The sequence below is a fragment of the Marivita sp. genome (genome assembly GCF_020055635.1).
Taxonomy (GTDB): Bacteria; Pseudomonadota; Alphaproteobacteria; order Rhodobacterales; family Rhodobacteraceae; genus Marivita.
Genome location: NZ_JAIPUT010000017.1, coordinates 1 through 18,449, shown reverse-complemented (window position 1 = coordinate 18,449; position 18,449 = coordinate 1). Strand labels below are relative to the sequence as shown.

14 protein-coding genes and 1 tRNA gene are annotated in these 18,449 nt (G+C 64.6%); 3 read left to right on the top strand and 12 right to left on the bottom strand.

All coding sequences use genetic code 11. The features are described 5' to 3' along the window. Window positions 1-168 precede the first annotated feature (168 nt). Together LCF60_RS10260 and lipB are read right to left on the bottom strand one after the other, a co-directional pair. Window positions 169-2,097, bottom strand: coding sequence for a PhoX family phosphatase (locus LCF60_RS10260; protein ID WP_292291588.1), 1,929 nt, complete (start codon window positions 2,095-2,097; stop codon window positions 169-171). A gap of 68 nt (window positions 2,098-2,165) precedes the next feature. Then, window positions 2,166-2,900 carry a lipoyl(octanoyl) transferase LipB gene (gene lipB / locus LCF60_RS10255; protein WP_292291674.1) on the bottom strand — a complete coding sequence of 245 codons (735 nt, stop codon included), beginning with the start codon at window positions 2,898-2,900 and terminating at the stop codon, window positions 2,166-2,168. Window positions 2,901-3,034: 134 nt separating this feature from the next. On the opposite strand from lipB, the gene LCF60_RS10250 reads away from it, so the two are divergent. After that, the gene (locus tag LCF60_RS10250) at window positions 3,035-4,678 is read left to right on the top strand and encodes a peptidoglycan-binding protein (protein WP_292291586.1); all 1,644 of its coding nucleotides are present in this window, start codon (window positions 3,035-3,037) and stop codon (window positions 4,676-4,678) included. 51 nt (window positions 4,679-4,729) lie between these two features. On the opposite strand, the gene LCF60_RS10245 is transcribed toward LCF60_RS10250, so the two are convergent. Next, a complete protein-coding gene (locus LCF60_RS10245) occupies window positions 4,730-5,506 on the bottom strand; it encodes a LytTR family DNA-binding domain-containing protein (RefSeq protein ID WP_292291584.1) in 777 nt (258 codons plus the stop codon). 93 nt (window positions 5,507-5,599) lie between these two features. Here LCF60_RS10245 and LCF60_RS10240 point away from each other — a divergent pair, with 93 nt between their 5' ends. Both LCF60_RS10240 and LCF60_RS10235 read left to right on the top strand, forming a co-directional pair. Further along, entirely contained in the window at window positions 5,600-6,091 is a 492-nt protein-coding gene (locus tag LCF60_RS10240; protein ID WP_292291581.1) for a DUF2306 domain-containing protein, read from the top strand. Between the two features lie 85 nt (window positions 6,092-6,176). Next, window positions 6,177-6,263: transfer RNA gene (locus tag LCF60_RS10235), tRNA-Leu, on the top strand. Window positions 6,264-6,544: 281 nt separating this feature from the next. On the opposite strand, the gene LCF60_RS10230 is transcribed toward LCF60_RS10235, so the two are convergent. From LCF60_RS10230 to tmk, 9 genes are all read right to left on the bottom strand, one after another. Then, the gene (locus tag LCF60_RS10230) at window positions 6,545-9,664 is read right to left on the bottom strand and encodes an efflux RND transporter permease subunit (protein WP_292291580.1); all 3,120 of its coding nucleotides are present in this window, start codon (window positions 9,662-9,664) and stop codon (window positions 6,545-6,547) included. A gap of 9 nt (window positions 9,665-9,673) precedes the next feature. Further along, a complete protein-coding gene (locus tag LCF60_RS10225; RefSeq protein ID WP_292291578.1) occupies window positions 9,674-10,849 on the bottom strand; it encodes an efflux RND transporter periplasmic adaptor subunit in 1,176 nt (391 codons plus the stop codon). Window positions 10,850-11,140: 291 nt separating this feature from the next. Continuing rightward, window positions 11,141-13,468, bottom strand: coding sequence for a Tex family protein (locus tag LCF60_RS10220; protein ID WP_292291576.1), 2,328 nt, complete (start codon window positions 13,466-13,468; stop codon window positions 11,141-11,143). 210 nt (window positions 13,469-13,678) lie between these two features. Further along, window positions 13,679-13,960, bottom strand: a complete 282-nt coding sequence (locus LCF60_RS10215) for a hypothetical protein (protein ID WP_292291574.1) — start codon at window positions 13,958-13,960, stop codon at window positions 13,679-13,681. Between the two features lie 131 nt (window positions 13,961-14,091). Beyond that, window positions 14,092-15,027: an AEC family transporter gene (locus LCF60_RS10210; protein ID WP_292291572.1), complete on the bottom strand. Its 936-nt coding sequence runs from the start codon at window positions 15,025-15,027 to the stop codon at window positions 14,092-14,094. Between the two features lie 48 nt (window positions 15,028-15,075). Continuing rightward, on the bottom strand, window positions 15,076-15,879 hold the full coding sequence (locus LCF60_RS10205) for an MBL fold metallo-hydrolase (protein ID WP_292291570.1): 804 nt from the start codon (window positions 15,877-15,879) through the stop codon (window positions 15,076-15,078). Then, window positions 15,879-16,682 carry a TatD family hydrolase gene (locus LCF60_RS10200; protein ID WP_292291569.1) on the bottom strand — a complete coding sequence of 268 codons (804 nt, stop codon included), beginning with the start codon at window positions 16,680-16,682 and terminating at the stop codon, window positions 15,879-15,881. The genes LCF60_RS10205 and LCF60_RS10200 overlap by 1 nt, the downstream gene beginning before the upstream one ends. Window positions 16,683-16,746: 64 nt before the next feature. Continuing rightward, window positions 16,747-17,874, bottom strand: coding sequence for a DNA polymerase III subunit delta' (locus tag LCF60_RS10195; RefSeq protein ID WP_292291567.1), 1,128 nt, complete (start codon window positions 17,872-17,874; stop codon window positions 16,747-16,749). After that, on the bottom strand, window positions 17,871-18,449 hold a 579-nt coding region (gene tmk / locus LCF60_RS10190), incomplete at its 5' end, for a dTMP kinase (protein ID WP_292291565.1). The genes LCF60_RS10195 and tmk, both read right to left, overlap by 4 nt.

The window sequence follows — 18,449 nt, the reverse complement described above, 5'->3', positions numbered from 1 at the left end:
GGACGTATTTGACGCAGATCAAACTTTATTGTCGCAGTTTGGTCGGGGATGTTTCGGTGTCGGGCTTGCCCGGTTTTGGCAAACGACTGGACTCCATGGGTTTTTTCCAAAATGGAAAAGCCCCGAACGCGCGGAGGCGTTCGGGGCGTGTTTCAGCCGGAGGCCGACTTAGCCGACAAGACCACCGTCGTCGCGGGTGACGGCGATGACCGCCGAGCGCGGCAGGTTGCCTTCGCCATCAGGCCAGTTGCTGCCGGGGTGCTGGATGCCGACGAACATCGTGCGGCGGTCCGTAGACCAGCACAGGCCGGTGACTTCACAGCCGTTCGGGCCGGTCAGGAACCGCTCGATCCGACCCGTCACAGGGTCACCCGCCAGCATCTGGTTGTTGCCCATGCCGGCGAAATCACCTTCGTTGTCGTCGTCGCCGTCCGTCTGGATCCAGATCAGGCCGGTCGAATCGATGACCATCCCGTCGGGCGAATTGAACAGGTTGCCCGCGTTGATGTTTGCAGACCCGGCCAGGGGGCCATCCGCGTGCACCGTCGGGTTGCCCGCCATCACGTAGAGATCCCATGCGAACCCGTCGGCACCGTGGTCGCCGCCATCGGGACGCCAGCGCACGATCTGGCCGTAATTGTTCGTGTCGCGCGGGTTGACGGCGTTGACCGTCATCGGGTCGCCACCGGCATTTGTGCGCACCGTGCCATCGTCGTTCAACACGCCGCGACGCGAGTTGTTGGTCAGGCAGCAATAGGCTTCGGATGCGTTCGGATGCACCGCGATCCACTCGGGACGGTCCATCGTGGTCGCGCCGACCTTGGAGGCCGCCATGCGGGTGAAGACGGCGATATGCGCCGCGTCCATGCCGGTGGTCGCAGGTGTCAGCGGGACCCAGCGGCCTTGCATGTCGTCCTCGAACACGGCAACCGACAGCGTTCCGTCGACCAGCAGGGAGGACGTGTCCTCGCCCGGCACGTAGACGTCGTTGCTGACCCAGCGATACATGAACTCGCCGCGTTCATCGTCGCCCATGTAGACCACGACACGACCGTCGGCGGCGATGCCGTAGGCGGCGTTCTCGTGCTTGAACCGGCCCAGGGCGGTGTGCTTGATCGGGGTCGCATCCGGGTTGGCCGGGTCGATTTCCACGATATAGCCCGCGCGGTGCGGCTCGTTCGGGTTGGTCGCGATGTCGAAGCGCGGATCGAAGCCGTGGTAGTTGTAGCGGCCCGGATCGACCTTTGTGATCACCCCGTAGCGGGCGAAACCGTCCATCACCAGCGCGTCGGCGGACACTTCGGAGGCGGCGCCGAAATAGCCGTTGAAGTTTTCTTCGCAGGTCAGGTAGGTGCCCCACGGCGTCCGGCCGGACCCGCAGTTGTTCATCGTGCCCAGCGACGCCATCCCGGTCGGATCGGCCTCGGTCTTGAGCAGGTCGTGACCCGCCGCCGGACCCGAGAAGGTCATCGGCGTGTTGTGGTGGATGCGGCGGTTGTAGGGGCTGTCGACCACAACCGACCAGCCGTCGTCGTCCTGGGCCAGTTCCATCACGGTCACGCCCTGCAGGTGCTGGAGGATACGCACGTCGTCAAGGCTGCCCGGAAGGCCGTCTTCGCGGTGCGGCAGGTTGGTCTTGTTGTTGGTGTATTCGCTGTTGACGACGAAAATCTCGCGGCCGTCGACGTTGAACAGTTCCATCCCGTCGGTGTTCTCGCCCATCACGCGGTCGGCAAATTCGACCGACACGCCGGCCTTGGGGTCATAGGCGCCCTCGGCGTCCGAGAAGAGCGGATCGCCCCAGCGCACCAGCATCTTCCAGGTGTAGCCCTCGGGCACGTGCACGGTGCCGTCGGTCTGTGCGGCGATCGGCGTGAACGGGAAGCGCGACGCGGGCTGCGCCATGGCAGTGGTGCCCTTGAGCATGCCCGTGCCCATGACGGCTGCACCCGACCCGAAGGCCAGCACGCCGCCAAGGAACCCGCGACGGGAAATCGCACGTTCGACCACCTTGTCGAAATCATTGCCCTCGGGGCGTGGGAAGTTCAGCTCGTCCCAGTCGTCTGCAGAAAGGTCGTGAATGTCTTTGGGTGTCATGATCCGTGTCCCGATGATGATTGCCTATGCCGGGCGTCAGCGATTGCGCCGCACCGGTCCCCGGCAATTCACCGGATTCGCGTATCAGTCCCGTGACAGGTTTGTGTCAGTTTTGCTGCATCCCCAAAAACACCGTCAAAACCCTGCCTGAGCGCCACGTCGAGGTCGTCCATCGTCACCGGCAACCCCAGATCGACCAGCGATGTCACGCCGTACTCGGTTATCCCGCAGGGCACGATACCGTCGAAATGACTGAGGTCCGGTTCCACGTTGATCGAGATACCGTGAAAGCTCACCCATTTGCGCAGACGGATGCCGATGGCCGCGATCTTGTCCTCGGCGATCTTGCCGTTCGGCAAGAGGGGCTTGTCCGGCCGTTCGATCCACACCCCGACACGCCCGTCCCGGATATGCCCGGTCAGCCCGAATTCGCCCAGTGTCGCGATCACCCAGCGTTCAAGATCCTGCACGAAACAGCGCACGTCGCGCCCCCGCTTGCCGACATCCAGCATAACGTACACCACCCGCTGCCCCGGCCCGTGATAGGTGTACTGCCCGCCGCGCTTGGTGGGATAGACGGGAAAGCGGTCTGGATCCTTGAGATCCGCGATCCGTGCACTGGTGCCTGCGGTATAGAGCGGCGGATGCTCGACCAGCCAGACCAGTTCGTCTGCCGTGCCTGCGGCAATATCCGCGGCGCGGGCCTCCATCAGGGCCACGGCCTCGTCATAATCGGTCAGACCGTCGGTAATTCGCCATTCCGTCATCGGTTTCACCATTGTTTTCTTGACTCGTGCGGCGATCCTTTCAAAATACCCGAAATTCGCACCGCATTTTCGCCAGCAATGAACATTTTTCGAGAGGTTCCGCAATGATTGCCAGATTTTCCATAAGCGCGGCTGTCGCGATCAGCCTGCTGACATCTCCGGTTCCGGCCATGGCCAATGATGCCCTGATCGGGGGCATCATTGGCGGTGTGATCGGCGGGGCGATCAGCAACGGCGCAAAAAACAACAGGCAGCGGACCTACAGGCCGGCGGCATCAAAACCACGATCCTCCGGCATTTCGTCCACCCAGCGCGAACTGAACCGGCAGACCCAGACCGCACTCAACTATTTCGGATTCAATTCGGGCACGGCGGATGGCGTGATGGGCAGCAGGTCGCGGGCGGCGGTCTCGTCCTACCAGGCGCATCTTGGCTATTCCCCGACCGGGCAGCTGACATCCTTCGAACGCGATTTCCTGCTGTCCTCGTTCCACCGCGCCCAGGCCGGCGGACCGAACACCGCGCAGCTTATCGCGAGCAATCCGCAGGGCGTCAGGGGCTTGCTGGTGCTGTACCGCGACGAACAGATGAACGGCTTCGGCAACAGCGCCACGTCGGCGATCGGCGGGCATTACGGCTTGCCATCGGTTGTTGCCGCCGCGGTCAACGAAGTTGCAAAAAGCTCGGATCCCTCTGCCGAGCAGCTGGTCCAGCGTCACGGCTTCATCCAGCTGGCCGACATCAACGGCGACGGCCAGACCGATTACATCATCGACACGTCGGTGACCGGATCGGCCTTCTGGTGCAATGCACAGGCCTGCACGGTGCGTGTTTTCGCCTCGACGCCGAACGGCTACGAACGCAACGACTTCCAGGCGTTCAACGTGACTCCGGCGATGTTCTCCTGCGTGCGCGGCACCTGTACCAAGACGGACGATGCTCCGCAGATGGCCGCGGCCAATCTCGCGCCACAGCCTTCGCTGCCCCAGACACAGCTTGCCGCAACCCCGGCGCCGGCCGCACCTGCATTGCCCGTCGCAACGGCACAGCCGGTGGTCAGCGGCGCGGCGCAGGCCACGGCCCCGGCTGCTGCCGGGCAACTGCCGTCCTTCATGGGCGGGCAGACCCCGGCGCAACAATCGCTGGCGTCGTTCTGCAACAAGGTCAGCCTTTTGACCAGTTCGAACGGCGGCTTCGTGACCGAGGCCACGATGAACGACGCGGATTTCGCCCTCGCCGAACAGATGTGCCTCACGCGGACCTACGCGATGGCACGCGGCGAAGAGCTCATGGCCAAGGTGCAGGGCGCGACGCCCGACCAGATCACCGCGCAATGCCGGGGCTTCGGGCCGGTTCTCAAGGATCATGTCCTCGCCGTTTCCCTCAAGCCACGTGACGAGGTTCTTCAGGGCGTGTCGTCCTTCATCCTGTCCAGTGGCATGTCCCCGCAACAGCTCTCCGACACCGCGCGCGTGTGTCTGTCCGTCGGCTACCGGGTCGATGACATGGATGTCGCCATGGGCTCGGCCTTGCTGCTGACCTCGCTGGGCGAAGCCGGATATGCCGAACTGCTCGGGCATCATCTCAGCCAGGGAATCGGGGCCTCCAAGCGCGGTGAAATCGCCGCGTCCTGGTACGAGGCGGCGCTCATGTCATTCGAGGCTGACGGGACATCGGTCTTCGCACCGGGACAGCCGGAACGCATGGGTCTTGTCCGGAAGGCATCGATGATGATGAATGGCCGTGCGGACAGCGCCGCGAATTCGGCGGAACAGCCTCAGAAAGCCGCGCTTCCGCTACTGGTTCTTGAATAAGACCGGAATGACCCGCTTTTCAAACGGCCCGTGCCACGCAGGGCGGGCCGTTTAGCGGGGCAACAGCCCGGCCTCCCTGATGGTCGGGACATGACGCCGGCTGACCGGTATGTCGCCCCCCGTCGTCATGTGCAACACGGCGCGGTCGCCGTCGCGGGTGACCGAAACAACCTGTTCGAACGCCGCCCAGTGGGACCGGTGGACCTGCGCCCCCGAAGTTGCCCCCACCTCGCGGATCGCGTCGGCCAGCCGCATCAGGATCATGTCCTCGCCCTTGGTCGTGCGCACGCGGACATAGTGATCCTCGACCGACAGGGCGACCAATGGTCCGCGCTTGTCGAAGGGCAGCCGGTCGAGAATCGGCGGTCCCGATTGTGCAGGTTCGACCGTTCCGGGCGCGAGACGACGCGAAAACAGGTCGATCACCGACATCACGATCACCGATATCACCAGCGTGGTTCCCGCCAGCGTCCGCAGGTCGGCGCCAAGCGGCAATGCGCCAAAAACCGCCCGGTTCAACAGGCTGACCAGCGCCGTCATCGTCGCTCCGGTCAGCACGCCCGCGGCAAGGATGCGCGCGAGATGCGACATCTGTGACCGCGAATGCCGCAGCAGAGCATAGCTGAACAGATAGCCGACCACGTAGCCCGCAACTGTCAGGGTCGTCCAGTACAGCGCGCGCGCCAGCAGGGGCAGCGACGACAAGGTGCCGAACGGGCCGATCAGGCACAAGACCACGCTCACCGCCCCAAGCGCCGTCAGGGTCAGCGGATGCAGGAGGTGACGCCGCCATTCGCGAAGCGCGAGATGCGGGTCCCGATTATTCACGAAGCCCAGCCGTCATCTGCGCATCCTTTCTGGTCCGGCCCCCGTCCTCCTTGTTCTGGTGCCTCATCACAGGACAAACGACAAGAGGACGCCATGACGCCGACACCTTTTCTGACCGCTCCGCTGGACATCCAGGTCCACATCATCGCCGCTTGCCTTGCGCTGGCCCTGGGGCCCATCGTTCTCTACCGCCGGCGCAGGGACAAATGGCACAGGATCCTTGGCTATGCCTGGATCGTGGCCATGGCCAGCCTCGCCATCAGTTCCTTTGCCATCCCGTCGCATTTCACGGCGCTTGGCCTGGGCCCCCTGCACGGGTTTGCCGTGGTGACGCTGTGGTCGCTCTGGGCCGGGGTTCGCGCAGCCAGGGTCCGGGATGTCGAACGGCATCAGGCGATCTTTCGCAGCCTCTATTCCAATGGCCTCATCATCGCCGGCGCGTTCACCTTTCTGCCGGGCCGGACGTTCAACCGGATCGTCTTCGGAGAATCGTCACAGCTGGGGTGGGGGATCATCGCCGCCGTTCTGGCTCTGGTGGCGTTACGGTTGATCCTGCCACGCCTCAGACCGCAGATCCGGGCCTGAGATTTGCGCCAGAAAGTTTGTCGAAATTTGCCCTTGCCCCCGATTGCGACCTTCGCTAATGACCCGCCTACCAAGTCAAGACAGTGCGGTCGTGGCGGAATTGGTAGACGCGCAGCGTTGAGGTCGCTGTGGGGTAACACCCGTGGAAGTTCGAGTCTTCTCGACCGCACCATACATTCCCTGACCGGCCGATTGCTTTCAAACGAAGTGTCCCAAAAGGGGGCGCGCTACCGTTCGGGACGCCGGATCAAAGCCCACGCGCTTCAGCGGATGCCATCCTTTCGGACCCACTCGACCTGGTACCTTTCATCCCGGACCCGTTTGATCTCCGAGCGCATCTCCGATGATGAATTGTCGATGCCACAAGCGGCAAAGTCGGCAGATCGACCCGGCGCCGTGGGCAAGGCTCCTGCCTCGTGCAGCGGATGGCCGGCTCTCCGCTTGGCTGCAACTTCATTCGGCGGGCTGACCGCGACCTGAGGCAGAACTCAGTTCCTTGAGCAGCAGGGCCTCTTCTTCGGCTTTCGGTCGCGACAGGCGGGCCAGCACGAGATAGGCGACCGGGGTGAGGTAGAGCGTCGACAAGGTCGCCATGCCCAGTCCCCCCACAATGATCCATCCAAGTGCCTCGCGCGCCTCGGCGCCCGCGCCCGACGAATAGATGAGCGGGAGGCCGCCAAGGACGGTTGATGTCATCGTCATCATCACCGGGCGCAGGCGGATGGTCGAGGCTTCGTAGATCGCGTCGCGGACGGATTTCCCCTGGTCGCGCAGCTGGTTCGCGAATTCGACGATGAGGATGCCGTTCTTGGCCATGATGCCCACCAGCAGGACAAGGCCGATCTGGCTGTAGACGTTCAGGCTTCCACCGGTCAGCAGCAGCGCGAAGACCGCGCAGGCGAGGCCCAGCGGGACGGTCGCCATGATGATGAGCGCGGAGACGAAGCTTTCGAATTGCGCCGACAGCACCAGAAAGACCACGACGATCGCAAAGCCGAATGTGAGCAGCAGTCCGGAAGAGGTCTCCGACAGCGTCGCGGCCTCGGCCAGGGGCACGATGCGCTGTTCTTCGGGCAGAACCTCCGATGCGAGGGACTGCACCCGCTCAAACGCATCGCCGAGCGACAGTTCCGGCGTCAGGGACGCGGAGATCTCAACCGAGCGCATCTGCGCCTCGCGGCCAAGCTCGGGGGCGACGGCCCGCTCGTTCAGGCGCACGAAGCTGGAGATCGGAATCATCTCTCCGTTCCCGGCCTGCACGAAAATCCGCTCGAGGTCGCCCGGGTCATTCACCGGGTCCACGGTGGAGACCATCTTGATCTCGTAGCTTCGGTCGTCGATGAACACGGTGCCGACCGCGCGCCCGTCCAGAACGGCTTGCAGAGCCTCGCCCAATCCATCGATGTTGACGCCAAGATCCGAGGCCCTATCGCGATCGACCTCGATGAAAAGTTGCGGCTGCGTCGTCTCGTAGCCGATCGATACCCGTCCGAACGCGGGGTCCTGTTCCATCTGCGCCATGAGCTGATCGGCGGAATCGGCCAGCCTGTCGTAATTGTCTCCGGTCAGGGCAAAGGTCAGGCCGCGCCCCGCTCCTCGAATGCCCAGCGAGTTGGGCTGGATCGCGAAGGCGCGCGTCCCGATCACCTGGCGGAGCATGCCGTTGATCTGACCGACGATCTCTTGCTGGCTGCGGTCACGCTCTTCCCACTGGGCGAGGGTCATCACCATGAAGCCCCGGTTGTCGGACCCGATTCCCGCGATGGAAAAGACGTTGGTCACCTCTCCAGAGGCCTGAAGCGGCGTGATCAGCGCTTCGATCTCCCGCATCTTGCCAGCGGTGTAATCCAGTGACACGCCCTGTGGCGTCGAAACGCTCAGGAGCGCGATGGACCGGTCCTCGGACGGTGTCAGTTCCTGACGGATGTTGCCGAAAGAGATCGCCGCAACGGTCGCAAAGCCGGCGGATATCACCAGGATCAGCAACGGCATGGCAAGGCAGAACCGCAAGGTCAGCGCATAGAGCGCCGTCAGCCGGTTTCCAAGCCAGGCCATCGGTCCGCGTGTGCTTGGTTCGCCCGAATGCCCCTTGAGCAGCTTGCTTGCCAGCACCGGGCAGAGACTGAGGGCGACCACCGATGACAGGAGAACGGACATCGCCAGGGTAAAGCCGAATTCGCGAAACAGCCCGCCGGTCTGGCCGGGCAGAAAGGACAGCGGGATGAACACGGCTGCCAGCGTGGCCGTGGTCGTGACCACCGCGAAAAACACCTGCTGCGTGCCAAGCACCGCCGCCGCGCGCGCACCCATCCCTTCGGACCGCCTGCGGACGATGTTCTCCAGCACGACGATCGCGTCATCGACGACCATGCCCGTCGCCAGCACCAGCGCCAAGAGCGTCAGGATGTTGACCGAGAATCCGACGAGATAGATCGCCGCCAAGGTGCCGATCAACGCCACCGGCAGCGTCATGGCGGGAATGATGGTCGCGCGGACATCACGCAGGAACAGGAAGATGATCCCGATCACGATGGCGATGGCGATCGCCAGCGTGTACAGCACTTCGCGGATCGACCCGTTGATGAACACCGCGTCGTCACTGGTCACGAAGACCTGCACATCCTGCGGAAGGATGGATTGCAGGTCGTCCACGACGGCCCGCACAGATTGCGAAATTTCCAGCGTGTTGCTCTGGGCCTGACGGATGATCCCCAAGCCGAGACCCGTCCGACCGTTCGCCCGCAGCACGCTTTCGCCCGGGGACGGGCCCAGTGTGACCGTTGCGACGTCGCCGATCGTCACGCCATCGCGGATCGTCAGCGCCTCGAATTCGGCGGCAGAGGTGACCGTGGCGGTGGTGCGCACCACGATGCTCTGACTGCTCGAACTCAGCGCGCCGGCGGGGGCATCGAAGGCGACGTTTCGCAGCGTGTTGCGGATGTCGGCCAGGGTAAGGCCGCGGCTGGCCAGCTGCATCTGGTCGATGTCGATCCGGAAGACCGAGTCCCTGTCGCCGTAAATCTGCAGATCGGCCACGCCGGGAACCGAGATCAGGCGATCCTCGATCACGTCTTCGGTGAACTGGGTGAGATCCTGCGCGGTGCGACGGTCCGAGGTGACGGCGATTCGCATGACGGCGTCGGCATTGGCATCGGCCTTGACGATACGCGGATCGTCGGCTCCGTCGGGAAGCGAATTCTGGATGCGTCCGATCGCGTCGCGCGTGTCGGTGGCCGCAACATCGAGATCGGCATCGTCGCCGAACTCGATCGTGACCCGGCTGCGCCCGAAGCGTGAATTCGATGAAATCGACTGAACCCCGGCAACCCGACCCGCAGCGCCTTCGATCTGGGCGGTGATCTCGCGATCTATCGTTTCCGGCGAGGCGCCGGCAAAGTTCGTCGTCACGGTGATGACGGGCCGATCGACATCGGGCAGTTCCCGGATCTCGGCTCCGAACAATCCGGCCAAACCCGCCAGGACGATCAAGGATGACAGGACAAACGCAAGGATCGGTCTGCGCACGAACAAAGCCGTCGTTGACGACTGGGCGGATTGATGTGTGACGGCCATCGGGCGCCCCTATCCGCGTGAGACAGCAAGCGCTGCCTGCGTCGGGTTCGTGGCGGCCTGGACCCGAATCTCGACCTCGGAACCGGGGCGAAGGTTCTGCACGCCCTCGGTGACGACCATGTCGTCGACCGACACGTCGCCGCTGACCAGAACCGAGTCGCTGTTGCGCTGCATGATCCTGACCGCCTTCTTCGTGGCCTTGCCGTCGGCGACCACCCAGACGAAGGGGCCGTCGCTTCCCCACTGGATCGCCAGCGGATCGACCGACGGGAACGCCTCTCCGGCGAAATCGACGATGATGCGAAACGCCATCCCGGCGCGCAGCGTGTCGTTGGCATTGGCCAGGGAGGCCTGAAGCCGCAATGTGCGGCTATCTGCATCGACCCGGCTGTCGAGCGCGACGATTTTGCCCACAAGTTCTTCCTGCGGGCGGGCCAGAGGTGTTGCCCGGATCGTGTCGCCTTCCTCGATCTGCCCGACGAACCGCTCCGGCACCCGGAAATCGACGATGATTTCCGAACGGTCGTCAATCTGGGTGATCTCCGTGGCGGTCGAGACCTGATCACCGACATTGTGGTTGATGATGCCGACCCATCCGGAAATGGGGGCCACGATCTTGCGGCGTTCCAGCTCGAACTCGGCCTCCTTGAGGTCAAGCTCTGCGGTCTGCAACGCAAGAGCGGCATTGTTGCGCTGAATGGCCGTGACCGCCGTTTCAAGAGCATTGACGCGCTCCGCGGCGGCCCGGGCATCCGACAGCAGGAACTGCGCGCGTTCCACTTCGATCTGCTGGATTTGATCTTCGAGCGTCGCGACGACATCACCGGCCTCGACATACCCGCCCGACCGCACGTTGATCGCAGACAGCCGTCCCGAAACCTCGGGCACAACCGTGGTATTGCGTAGTGCGCGGCCGTCCCCGATCGTCACGATCTCGTCAAAGACATTGGCAGTCGTGGCCGCGACCGCAATCACCTGCACCGCTCCACCGGACCTGCCCGATGGCCTGCCGCCACCGCCACCACTCTGCTCTGCAGCGGTGGCCTCGGGCACAACTATGCCAAATGGCTCCAGCAGCCCGTAGCGGTCAAGAACCGGCAGGGACGCCGGCACATAGGTCACCAGCCCCCAGAAGCTTGCCGCAAGAAAAAACGCCGTGACAACGATCTGTTTAAGCAATGACATTCTTGAATCCCTTTTGCTGGGCGAGCTTCACATCTGCTCTTCGGCGTTCTCTGCGAGATCTGTTGTCTAAGCCATGTTCCGAAAAGCGCCACGAAAATCTTCAAGCCGACCACGCTTGGTGTAGATAGCGCTTTGCAACGGCTGGAAAAGCCCTGCACGGTCAGTCTTCTTCTTTCGCGCAAGGACAGGGGCGCACCGTGCTCCTGTCCTGCTCTTGCCTCTCGGGCTGCAAAGCGCTCCGCCAACACCTGCGATGGCCCGGGTCCCGCAGCAGCCCTGCGGTCCTTCGGCTCAGGTCTTGCCACGCATCGCGTTGCGGAGCGCCTCGCCAAGCGCGCCCTGCGCGGTGTCGGGCGCCGCGGTCTTGGGGCTGCGCGGTGGCTTGGACGCACGCGGCTCATCGGCTTTCCGGGCCGGGTGTTGCTTGGCCTGCGGTGCCGGTTTCCCCCCGGCATTGTCCTTGCGCATGGTCAGCCCGATGCGCTTGCGCGGCACGTCCACCTCGACCACGCGCACGCGCACCACGTCCCCGGCCTTGACCACCTCATGCGGGTCCTTGACGAACCTGTCGGCAAGCTGGCTCACATGCACCAGCCCGTCCTGATGCACGCCGATATCCACAAAAGCGCCAAAGGCGGCAACGTTGGTCACGGTGCCTTCAAGCGACATGCCGGGGCGCAGGTCCTTGATGTCGTCGATCCCGTCGGCAAAGCGCGCGGTCACGAAATCGGGGCGCGGGTCGCGGCCCGGTTTTTCAAGCTCGGACAGGATATCGCGCACGGTGGGCAGGCCGAACCGGTCGTCCACGAACGCCTCGGCGCGCACCCCGCGCAGCGCGTCAGGGGCACCCATGATCGCGCGGATGTCGCGCCCGCAGGCCTTCACGATGCGCCGCGCGACGTCATAGGCTTCGGGATGGACCGATGTGGCGTCCAGCGGTTCGGTGCTGTCGCGCAACCGCAGAAAGCCCGCGCATTGCTCGAACGCCTTGGGGCCAAGCCCCGCCACCTTGAGCAACGCCTTGCGCGCCGGGAACTGCCCATGCGCGTCGCGATGTGTGACGATGGCCTGCGCCAAGGATGGCCCAAGCCCGGCCACCCGCGCCAAAAGCGGTGCCGAGGCCATGTTGAGATCGACGCCCACAGCGTTCACAGCATCCTCGACCACCGCATCCAGCGCCTGTGTCAGGCGGCGCTGGTCCACGTCATGCTGATATTGTCCGACGCCAATGGATTGCGGCGTGATCTTGACCAGTTCTGCCAGCGGATCCTGCAAGCGGCGCGCGATCGACACGGCCCCGCGCAGGGACACGTCGAGATCGGGAAACTCCTGCGCCGCCAGTTCGGACGCCGAATAGACCGACGCGCCTGCTTCGGAAACGATCACGCTGGCGGGGCGCGGCGTGCCTTGCGGCAGCTGTTTGAGCGTCTCGGCCACCAGCCGTTCGGTTTCGCGGCTGGCGGTGCCATTGCCGATGGCGATCAGTTCGATCCCGTGACGCTTGATCATCGCGGTGATCGCGGATTGTGCGCCCGCCGCATCCATGCGCGGCTGGAACGGGTAGAGCGTTGATGTCTCAAGGACCTTGCCCGTGGCATCCACCACCGCCGCCTTGACCCCGGTGCGGATGCCCGGATCAAGCCCGAGCGTCGGGCGCGGCCCGGCGGGTGCCGCCAGTAGCAGGTCACGCAGGTTGCGGGCAAAGACGGCGATGGCTTCGTCATGTGCGCGCTTGCGCAGGTCGCCCATCAGGTCGACATACATCGTCAGGCTCAGCTTGACGCGCCATGTCCAGGCGGCCGCCTCTCGCAGCCAGACATCGCCCGGTCCGCTGCCTTGGATGCCGATGGCCGCCGCGATGATGCCGACGGCGCGGGGCGCGTCGGTTTCCGGATCGGGCGCGATGTCGACGGTCACGATCTCTTCCTTGGCGGCACGCAGGATCGCCAGCGCCCGGTGCGACGGGATCTTGGACCATTTCTCGCGGTGATCGAAATAATCCGAGAACTTGGCCCCGGCCTCCTCCTTGCCGGGTTGCACGCGGGCGGTGATCAGCGCTGTCTCGTGCATGAAGGACCGCAGGCGGCCCAGCAGGTCGGCGTTCTCGCTCAGTTCCTCGGTCAGGATGTCGCGCGCGCCGGTAAGGGCGTCCTTGGTGGTGGGCACGGCCTCGGTGATGTAACCGGCGGCAAGGGTTTCGGGATCGGCAGAGCGATTGTCCAGAATGGCGCGCAGCAGCGGCTCAAGCCCGTTTTCGCGCGCGATCATCGCCTTGGTGCGACGCTTGGGTTTGTAAGGCAGGTAGATGTCTTCAAGCGTGGCCTTGGTGTCGGCCCCGGCAATGGCGCGGGCCAGCGCGTCGGTCAGTTTGCCCTGATCCTTGATCGACCCGAGAATGCTTTCGCGGCGCGACTCCAGTTCGCGCAGATAGCTCAGACGGTCGGCCAAGGTGCGCAGCTGCGTGTCGTCCAGACCCCCGGTGGCCTCCTTGCGGTAGCGCGCCACGAAGGGCACCGTGGCCCCGCCATCCAGCAGGCTCACGGCGGCGGTCACCTGATCGGGACGGGCGTCGATATCCGTGGCGATGGTGCGGGCAATGCGGGCGGCGGTCTGGGTCACGGCGGGCGTCCTCTGCGATATGCGGACTTCCGTGATAGCCGTGGGCATCGGTGGTGAAAAGAGGCGACGGCCCGGCAGCGCAAAACTCCGTGCCTTGACACGGCCGCATCTGGCGGGGCGGATTTGCAAACTGCGGTTTGCGACTTTGCAAGCTGCACCCCGCGGCGGACGCGGGAACGGCGGGTTTGCAGGTTCGGCGCGCCTGTCGTGTCACTCTGCCTGCGACAGCAGAACCGGCGGAGGTTCGATTGCATGCACGTTCACATGTTCAAGCGCATCGGCCTTCAGCAAGACGTCATGCACCAGAAGCACCTTCATGCCGTGGGACAGCGACCGATCCGCATGCACCGCGACAATGCGCTGCCGGTCTGCGGCGTCGAGATCCGAGATGTCGAACTTTGTGACGTAGTCGTCGATCACGTCTGACAGTGATTGGGCACTGGCACCCAGGGGCAGAAAGAGGGCGCATATGGCAGCAAATACGTGTTTCATAATCCTTTATCCGAGAGCGTTGGCTCGGACGGGAAACGTCGGAACCGGCCAGACGTTCCCTTGGAACAGCACAGGGTGTGGGGATTGGCCGTTCTTGCGGCCACCATGTGTGGACCGGGGCGTGGCGCGCCCTAGGGCAGTGTCCCCAGCCAGAACCAGGCCGTGACCACCGACAGCGCGCTTGCGATCAGCACCGACGACGCGGCGACGCGGCGGGCGCGGCCATAGATGTTGGCGAAAACATAGCAATTCACGCCCGGCGCCATCGCCGCCGTCAGAACGGCGCTGCGGAAGGCGCTGTCGTCCAGTTCAAAGGCGGTGCCAAGGCTCCAGGTGACCGCCGGGTGCAGCAGCAGGCTGACCGCGCAGACAAAGAGGATGATCCGCATGTCGCCCTCGGGCCGGTAGCGGTAGAGCACACCTCCCACTGCGAAAAGCGCGGCCGGGAGGGCAGTGCGCACCATCATGTCCAGCGCATCGGTGAACGGCGCGGGCAGGCTGACGTTCAGCAGGTTGAACACCGCGCCGATGGCGATGCCGATGACCAGCGCGTTGCGGAACATCGCCTTGATGACGATCATCGGCACATCGCGGTTCGGCTGTTCGGCGGCACGGGCGCGCACGAACTCCATCACCGTGATGCCCAGCCCGTAGCAGAAGGGCGAGTGCAGCGCGATGATGGCATAGTTCGCCGCAAGGGCATCCGGCCCGAAGGCGCGTTCGGTGATTGCAAGCCCCAGAAGCACTGAATTGGCGAAAAGACAGGTAAAGCCGATGGCCACGGCCTCTTCCCAGTCGCGCTTGAAGAGATAGCGCGCACCGAACAGGCCGACGACGAAACAGGTGAGCGAGCCCGAGTAGAAGCTGATCAGCAGCGGCAGCGAAAAACTGTCGCCCAGATCGAGTGTCCAGATGGCGCGAAACAGCAGGCAGGGGATCGCGACGTTCTGGGTGAAGGACATCAGGCCGTCGATCGAGGCCTCGGCCAGCAGCCCGCGCCACGCCACAAGGTAGCCAAAGCCGATGACCAGAAAGACCGGCAGGATGATGTCGATCAATCCCTGCATGTCAGGCCGCGTCCCGTGCGGTTCGCCGGTCGTATCGTACGGTTGGCGTCACACCAGTGGCTGCGTGATCACCATGCCGTCATAGGCCGGTGTGATGTGATCGGGGGTCTCGGATTCGACCGCCGCGTAATCGAGGTCGATATGCATGTTGGTCAGCACCCCGCGCCGGGGCTTGGCGCGGTCCATCCATTCCAGGGATTGCGCAAGATGCGCATGGGTCGGGTGCGGGTCGCGGCGCAGGGCGTCGAGTATCCAGACGTCGAGGTCTTGCAGATGGTCGGTCCAGACATCTTCGGGAATGCTGGCGACATCCGGCAGATAGGCCAGATCCCCGATGCGGAACCCCAGCGCGTCGATGCTGCCGTGATTGACCTTGAACGGGGTCAGCTTGACCGTGCCGCCCGCACCGTCGATGGTCACGGGGCCCTTGATCGTGTTCATGTCGAGGATCGGCGGGTAGGGGCTGTCGGACGGTTGCACGAAGGCATAGCCGAAGCGCGAGTAGAGATCGTTCTGCGTGTCGCCATCGGCCCAGACTTGTAGCCGTTTCTTCATATTGAAGACGATCATCCGCAGGTCATCGAGCCCGTGCACATGGTCGGCATGGCTGTGGGTGTAGACCACCGCGTCCAGTTCGCCGATGCTGGCGCTCAGGAGTTGCGCGCGCATGTCGGGGCTCGTGTCGATCAGCACGCGGGTGGTGCCCGCATCGGTGACGCGCTCGACCAGCATGGAACAGCGGCGGCGATTGTTCTTCGGGTTGTCGGGATCACAGGCCCCCCAAAGCCCGCCAAGGCGCGGCACTCCGCCGGACGATCCGCAGCCAAGGATGGTAAAGCGCATCTCGCCCATCACGCGGCAGCCTTGTATTGCGCGGCCTTCCGGAACAGGCGGTCGAAATTGGCCTCGGTCCGGGCGGCGAAATCGGCGTAGTCCATGCCGAACACATCCGCCCCGACCCGCGCGGTGTGGGCCGTATAGGCAGGTTCGTTGCGCTTGCCCCGGTGCGGCGGCGGCGCGAGGTAGGGGCTGTCGGTTTCCACCAGCACGCGGTCCACCGGGGCGCTCGCGAAGATATCGCGCAGCTCCTGGCTTTTGGGGAAGGTGGCGATGCCGGACATCGACAGGTAGAAATCAAGGTCCAGAGCCGCGCGGGCGAGGTCCGCGGAAGAGGAAAAGCAATGCATCACGCAAATATAGGGCTTGGTCTTGAAGCCTTCGGTGAGGATGCGCGCCATGTCGTCATCGGCGGCACGCGCATGGATGATCAGCGGCAGGCCGGTTTCCTGTGCCGCCTCGATATGCACCCGGAGCGAGGTTTTCTGAACCTCGGCGCTGTCGGACGTGTAGTGGTAATCCAGCCCGGTTTCGCCGATTCCGACGAATTTCGGGTGTTGCGCCAGGGCCACCAGTTGATCGACCGTCGCCAGCGGTTCATCCGCCGCGCTCATAGGGTGGGTGCCCGCGGCGTAGAACACCGGCTCATGCGCCTCGGCAATTGCGCGGACCTGGGGTTCCAGCCGCAGCCGGGTGCAGATCGTGACCATTCGGTGCACACCGGCATCCAACGCGCGGGCGATCACCTCGGCGCGTTCGGTTTCGAAATCCGGGAAGTCCAGATGGCAATGGCTGTCGGTGATCTGTGGTTCGGACATGGGGCTGGTATCAGGGATGCGGGCAGGGGCGTCAAGACGTGGCTTGCGCCCGGGTCAGGACAGGTCAGGACCGGGGGCAGGCGTCTTGCAAGGCAAGGAAGCTGGACAGCAAAAGCGATCCGGCCTCGACATTCACCGCCCGCCCGTGGCGCAGGCGTTCGCCCTGATCCTGCGCCAGTTGCGCCCATTGCCGGGCCGCAGCGGGCGAGGGACAAAGCCGTTGAAAGATCTGGGCCTCCTGCGCCGCCGCCTCGGGGTCCGGGGGATGCCCAAGTGCGCCGGTGCGGGCCAGCCGGGTCAACGCGCGGTCGAACAGGCCCAGCAGCAGGTCCAGCCGCTCTTCCTTGCCTCGGCCTGCGGCGCTTTCGGCCAGGGCGATGGCATGCGGGCGGCTGAGATCGGGCAGGGTGGACATGAGTTTGACCAGATCGGAGTAAAGCTTCAGCCCGTCCTGCTGCATCAGGCGCACGGCTTCGCCCACCGATCCGCCCGACAGCGCGGCAAGGGCGGCCGGGTCGGACACGGACTGGTCGATCTCGGTCGCGGCGAGCGCCTGTGCCATGTCGGCGGCGTCCAGCGGGGCAAGCCGCAATTCCCGGCAACGGGACCGGATCGTGGGCAACAACCGCGAGGGCTGGTGGCTGACCAAGAGCAGCGTTGTGCGGTCGGGCGGTTCTTCGAGCAGTTTGAGGATCGCATTGGCGGCGCTGACATTCATGTCGTCGGCGGTATCGACAATCACCACGCGACGTCCGCCATCGACCGATGACAGCGCAAAGAAGCCCTTGAGGCGGCGCACCTCGTCCACGGTGATCTGCGCCTTCAGGCGCTTGGCCTTGTCGTCATAGGGCCGTCGGAGCGCAAACAGCCCCGGTTCCGACCCGGCCAAGATGCGGCGAGACACGGGGTGATCCGGTTCGACATGCAGGTCCGTGGGCGGGGGAGGCGCGCCGAACAGGCCATCGTCCTGCGCCAGGGGCGTCGCCAGCAGAAACCGCGCGATCTGCCATGCGAGGGTGGCTTTGCCGACACCGCGCGGGCCGGTGATCAGCCATCCGTGATGCAGCCTGTCCGACCCGAAGGCCTGCAGGAAATCCGCCTGTGCCGCGTCCTGACCGTACAGCAGGTGGGTCTCGCGCGGATGCGGCGCGCCGTCGATGCGGTCGGGTTCTGGCTGTGTCGGGTCACTCATGGCAGGTGCGGGCTTACCGCAGCCCAGACATCTCCTGCAACGACCTCTTCCGCGCGCGCGCCCTCGATGACGCGGAAGCGGTCGGCGTATTCGGTGGCGAGTGCGAGAAACCCGGCGCGCATCGCCTCTTGCAGGCTTGCGCCGAAATCCTCGAATCGTTCCTCGACCGTGTTGCGCGCCTTGGCGCGGCTGAGGCCGATCTCCGGGTCCATGTCGATGAGCAGCGTCAGGTCCGGTTCGACCCCGATCATCAGGTCATGCAGCGCATCCACCTTGGCCCGCAGATTGCCGCGCGACAAGCCCTGGTACATGCGGGTGCTGTCGGCAAAGCGGTCGCAGATCACCACCTTGCCAGCCTCGAGCGCGGGCTGGATCGTGCGTTCCAGATGATCGCGCCGTGCGGCGGTGAACAGCAGGATCTCGGTCTCTGCCGACCAGCGGTCGGGATCGCCCTGCAACACCAGCGCGCGGATCTCCTCGGCCCCAGGGCTGCCGCCGGGTTCACGGGTATGAACCACGTCCCTGCCGTCATTGCGCAGCCTGTCTGCCAGCAACCGCGCCTGCGTGGATTTTCC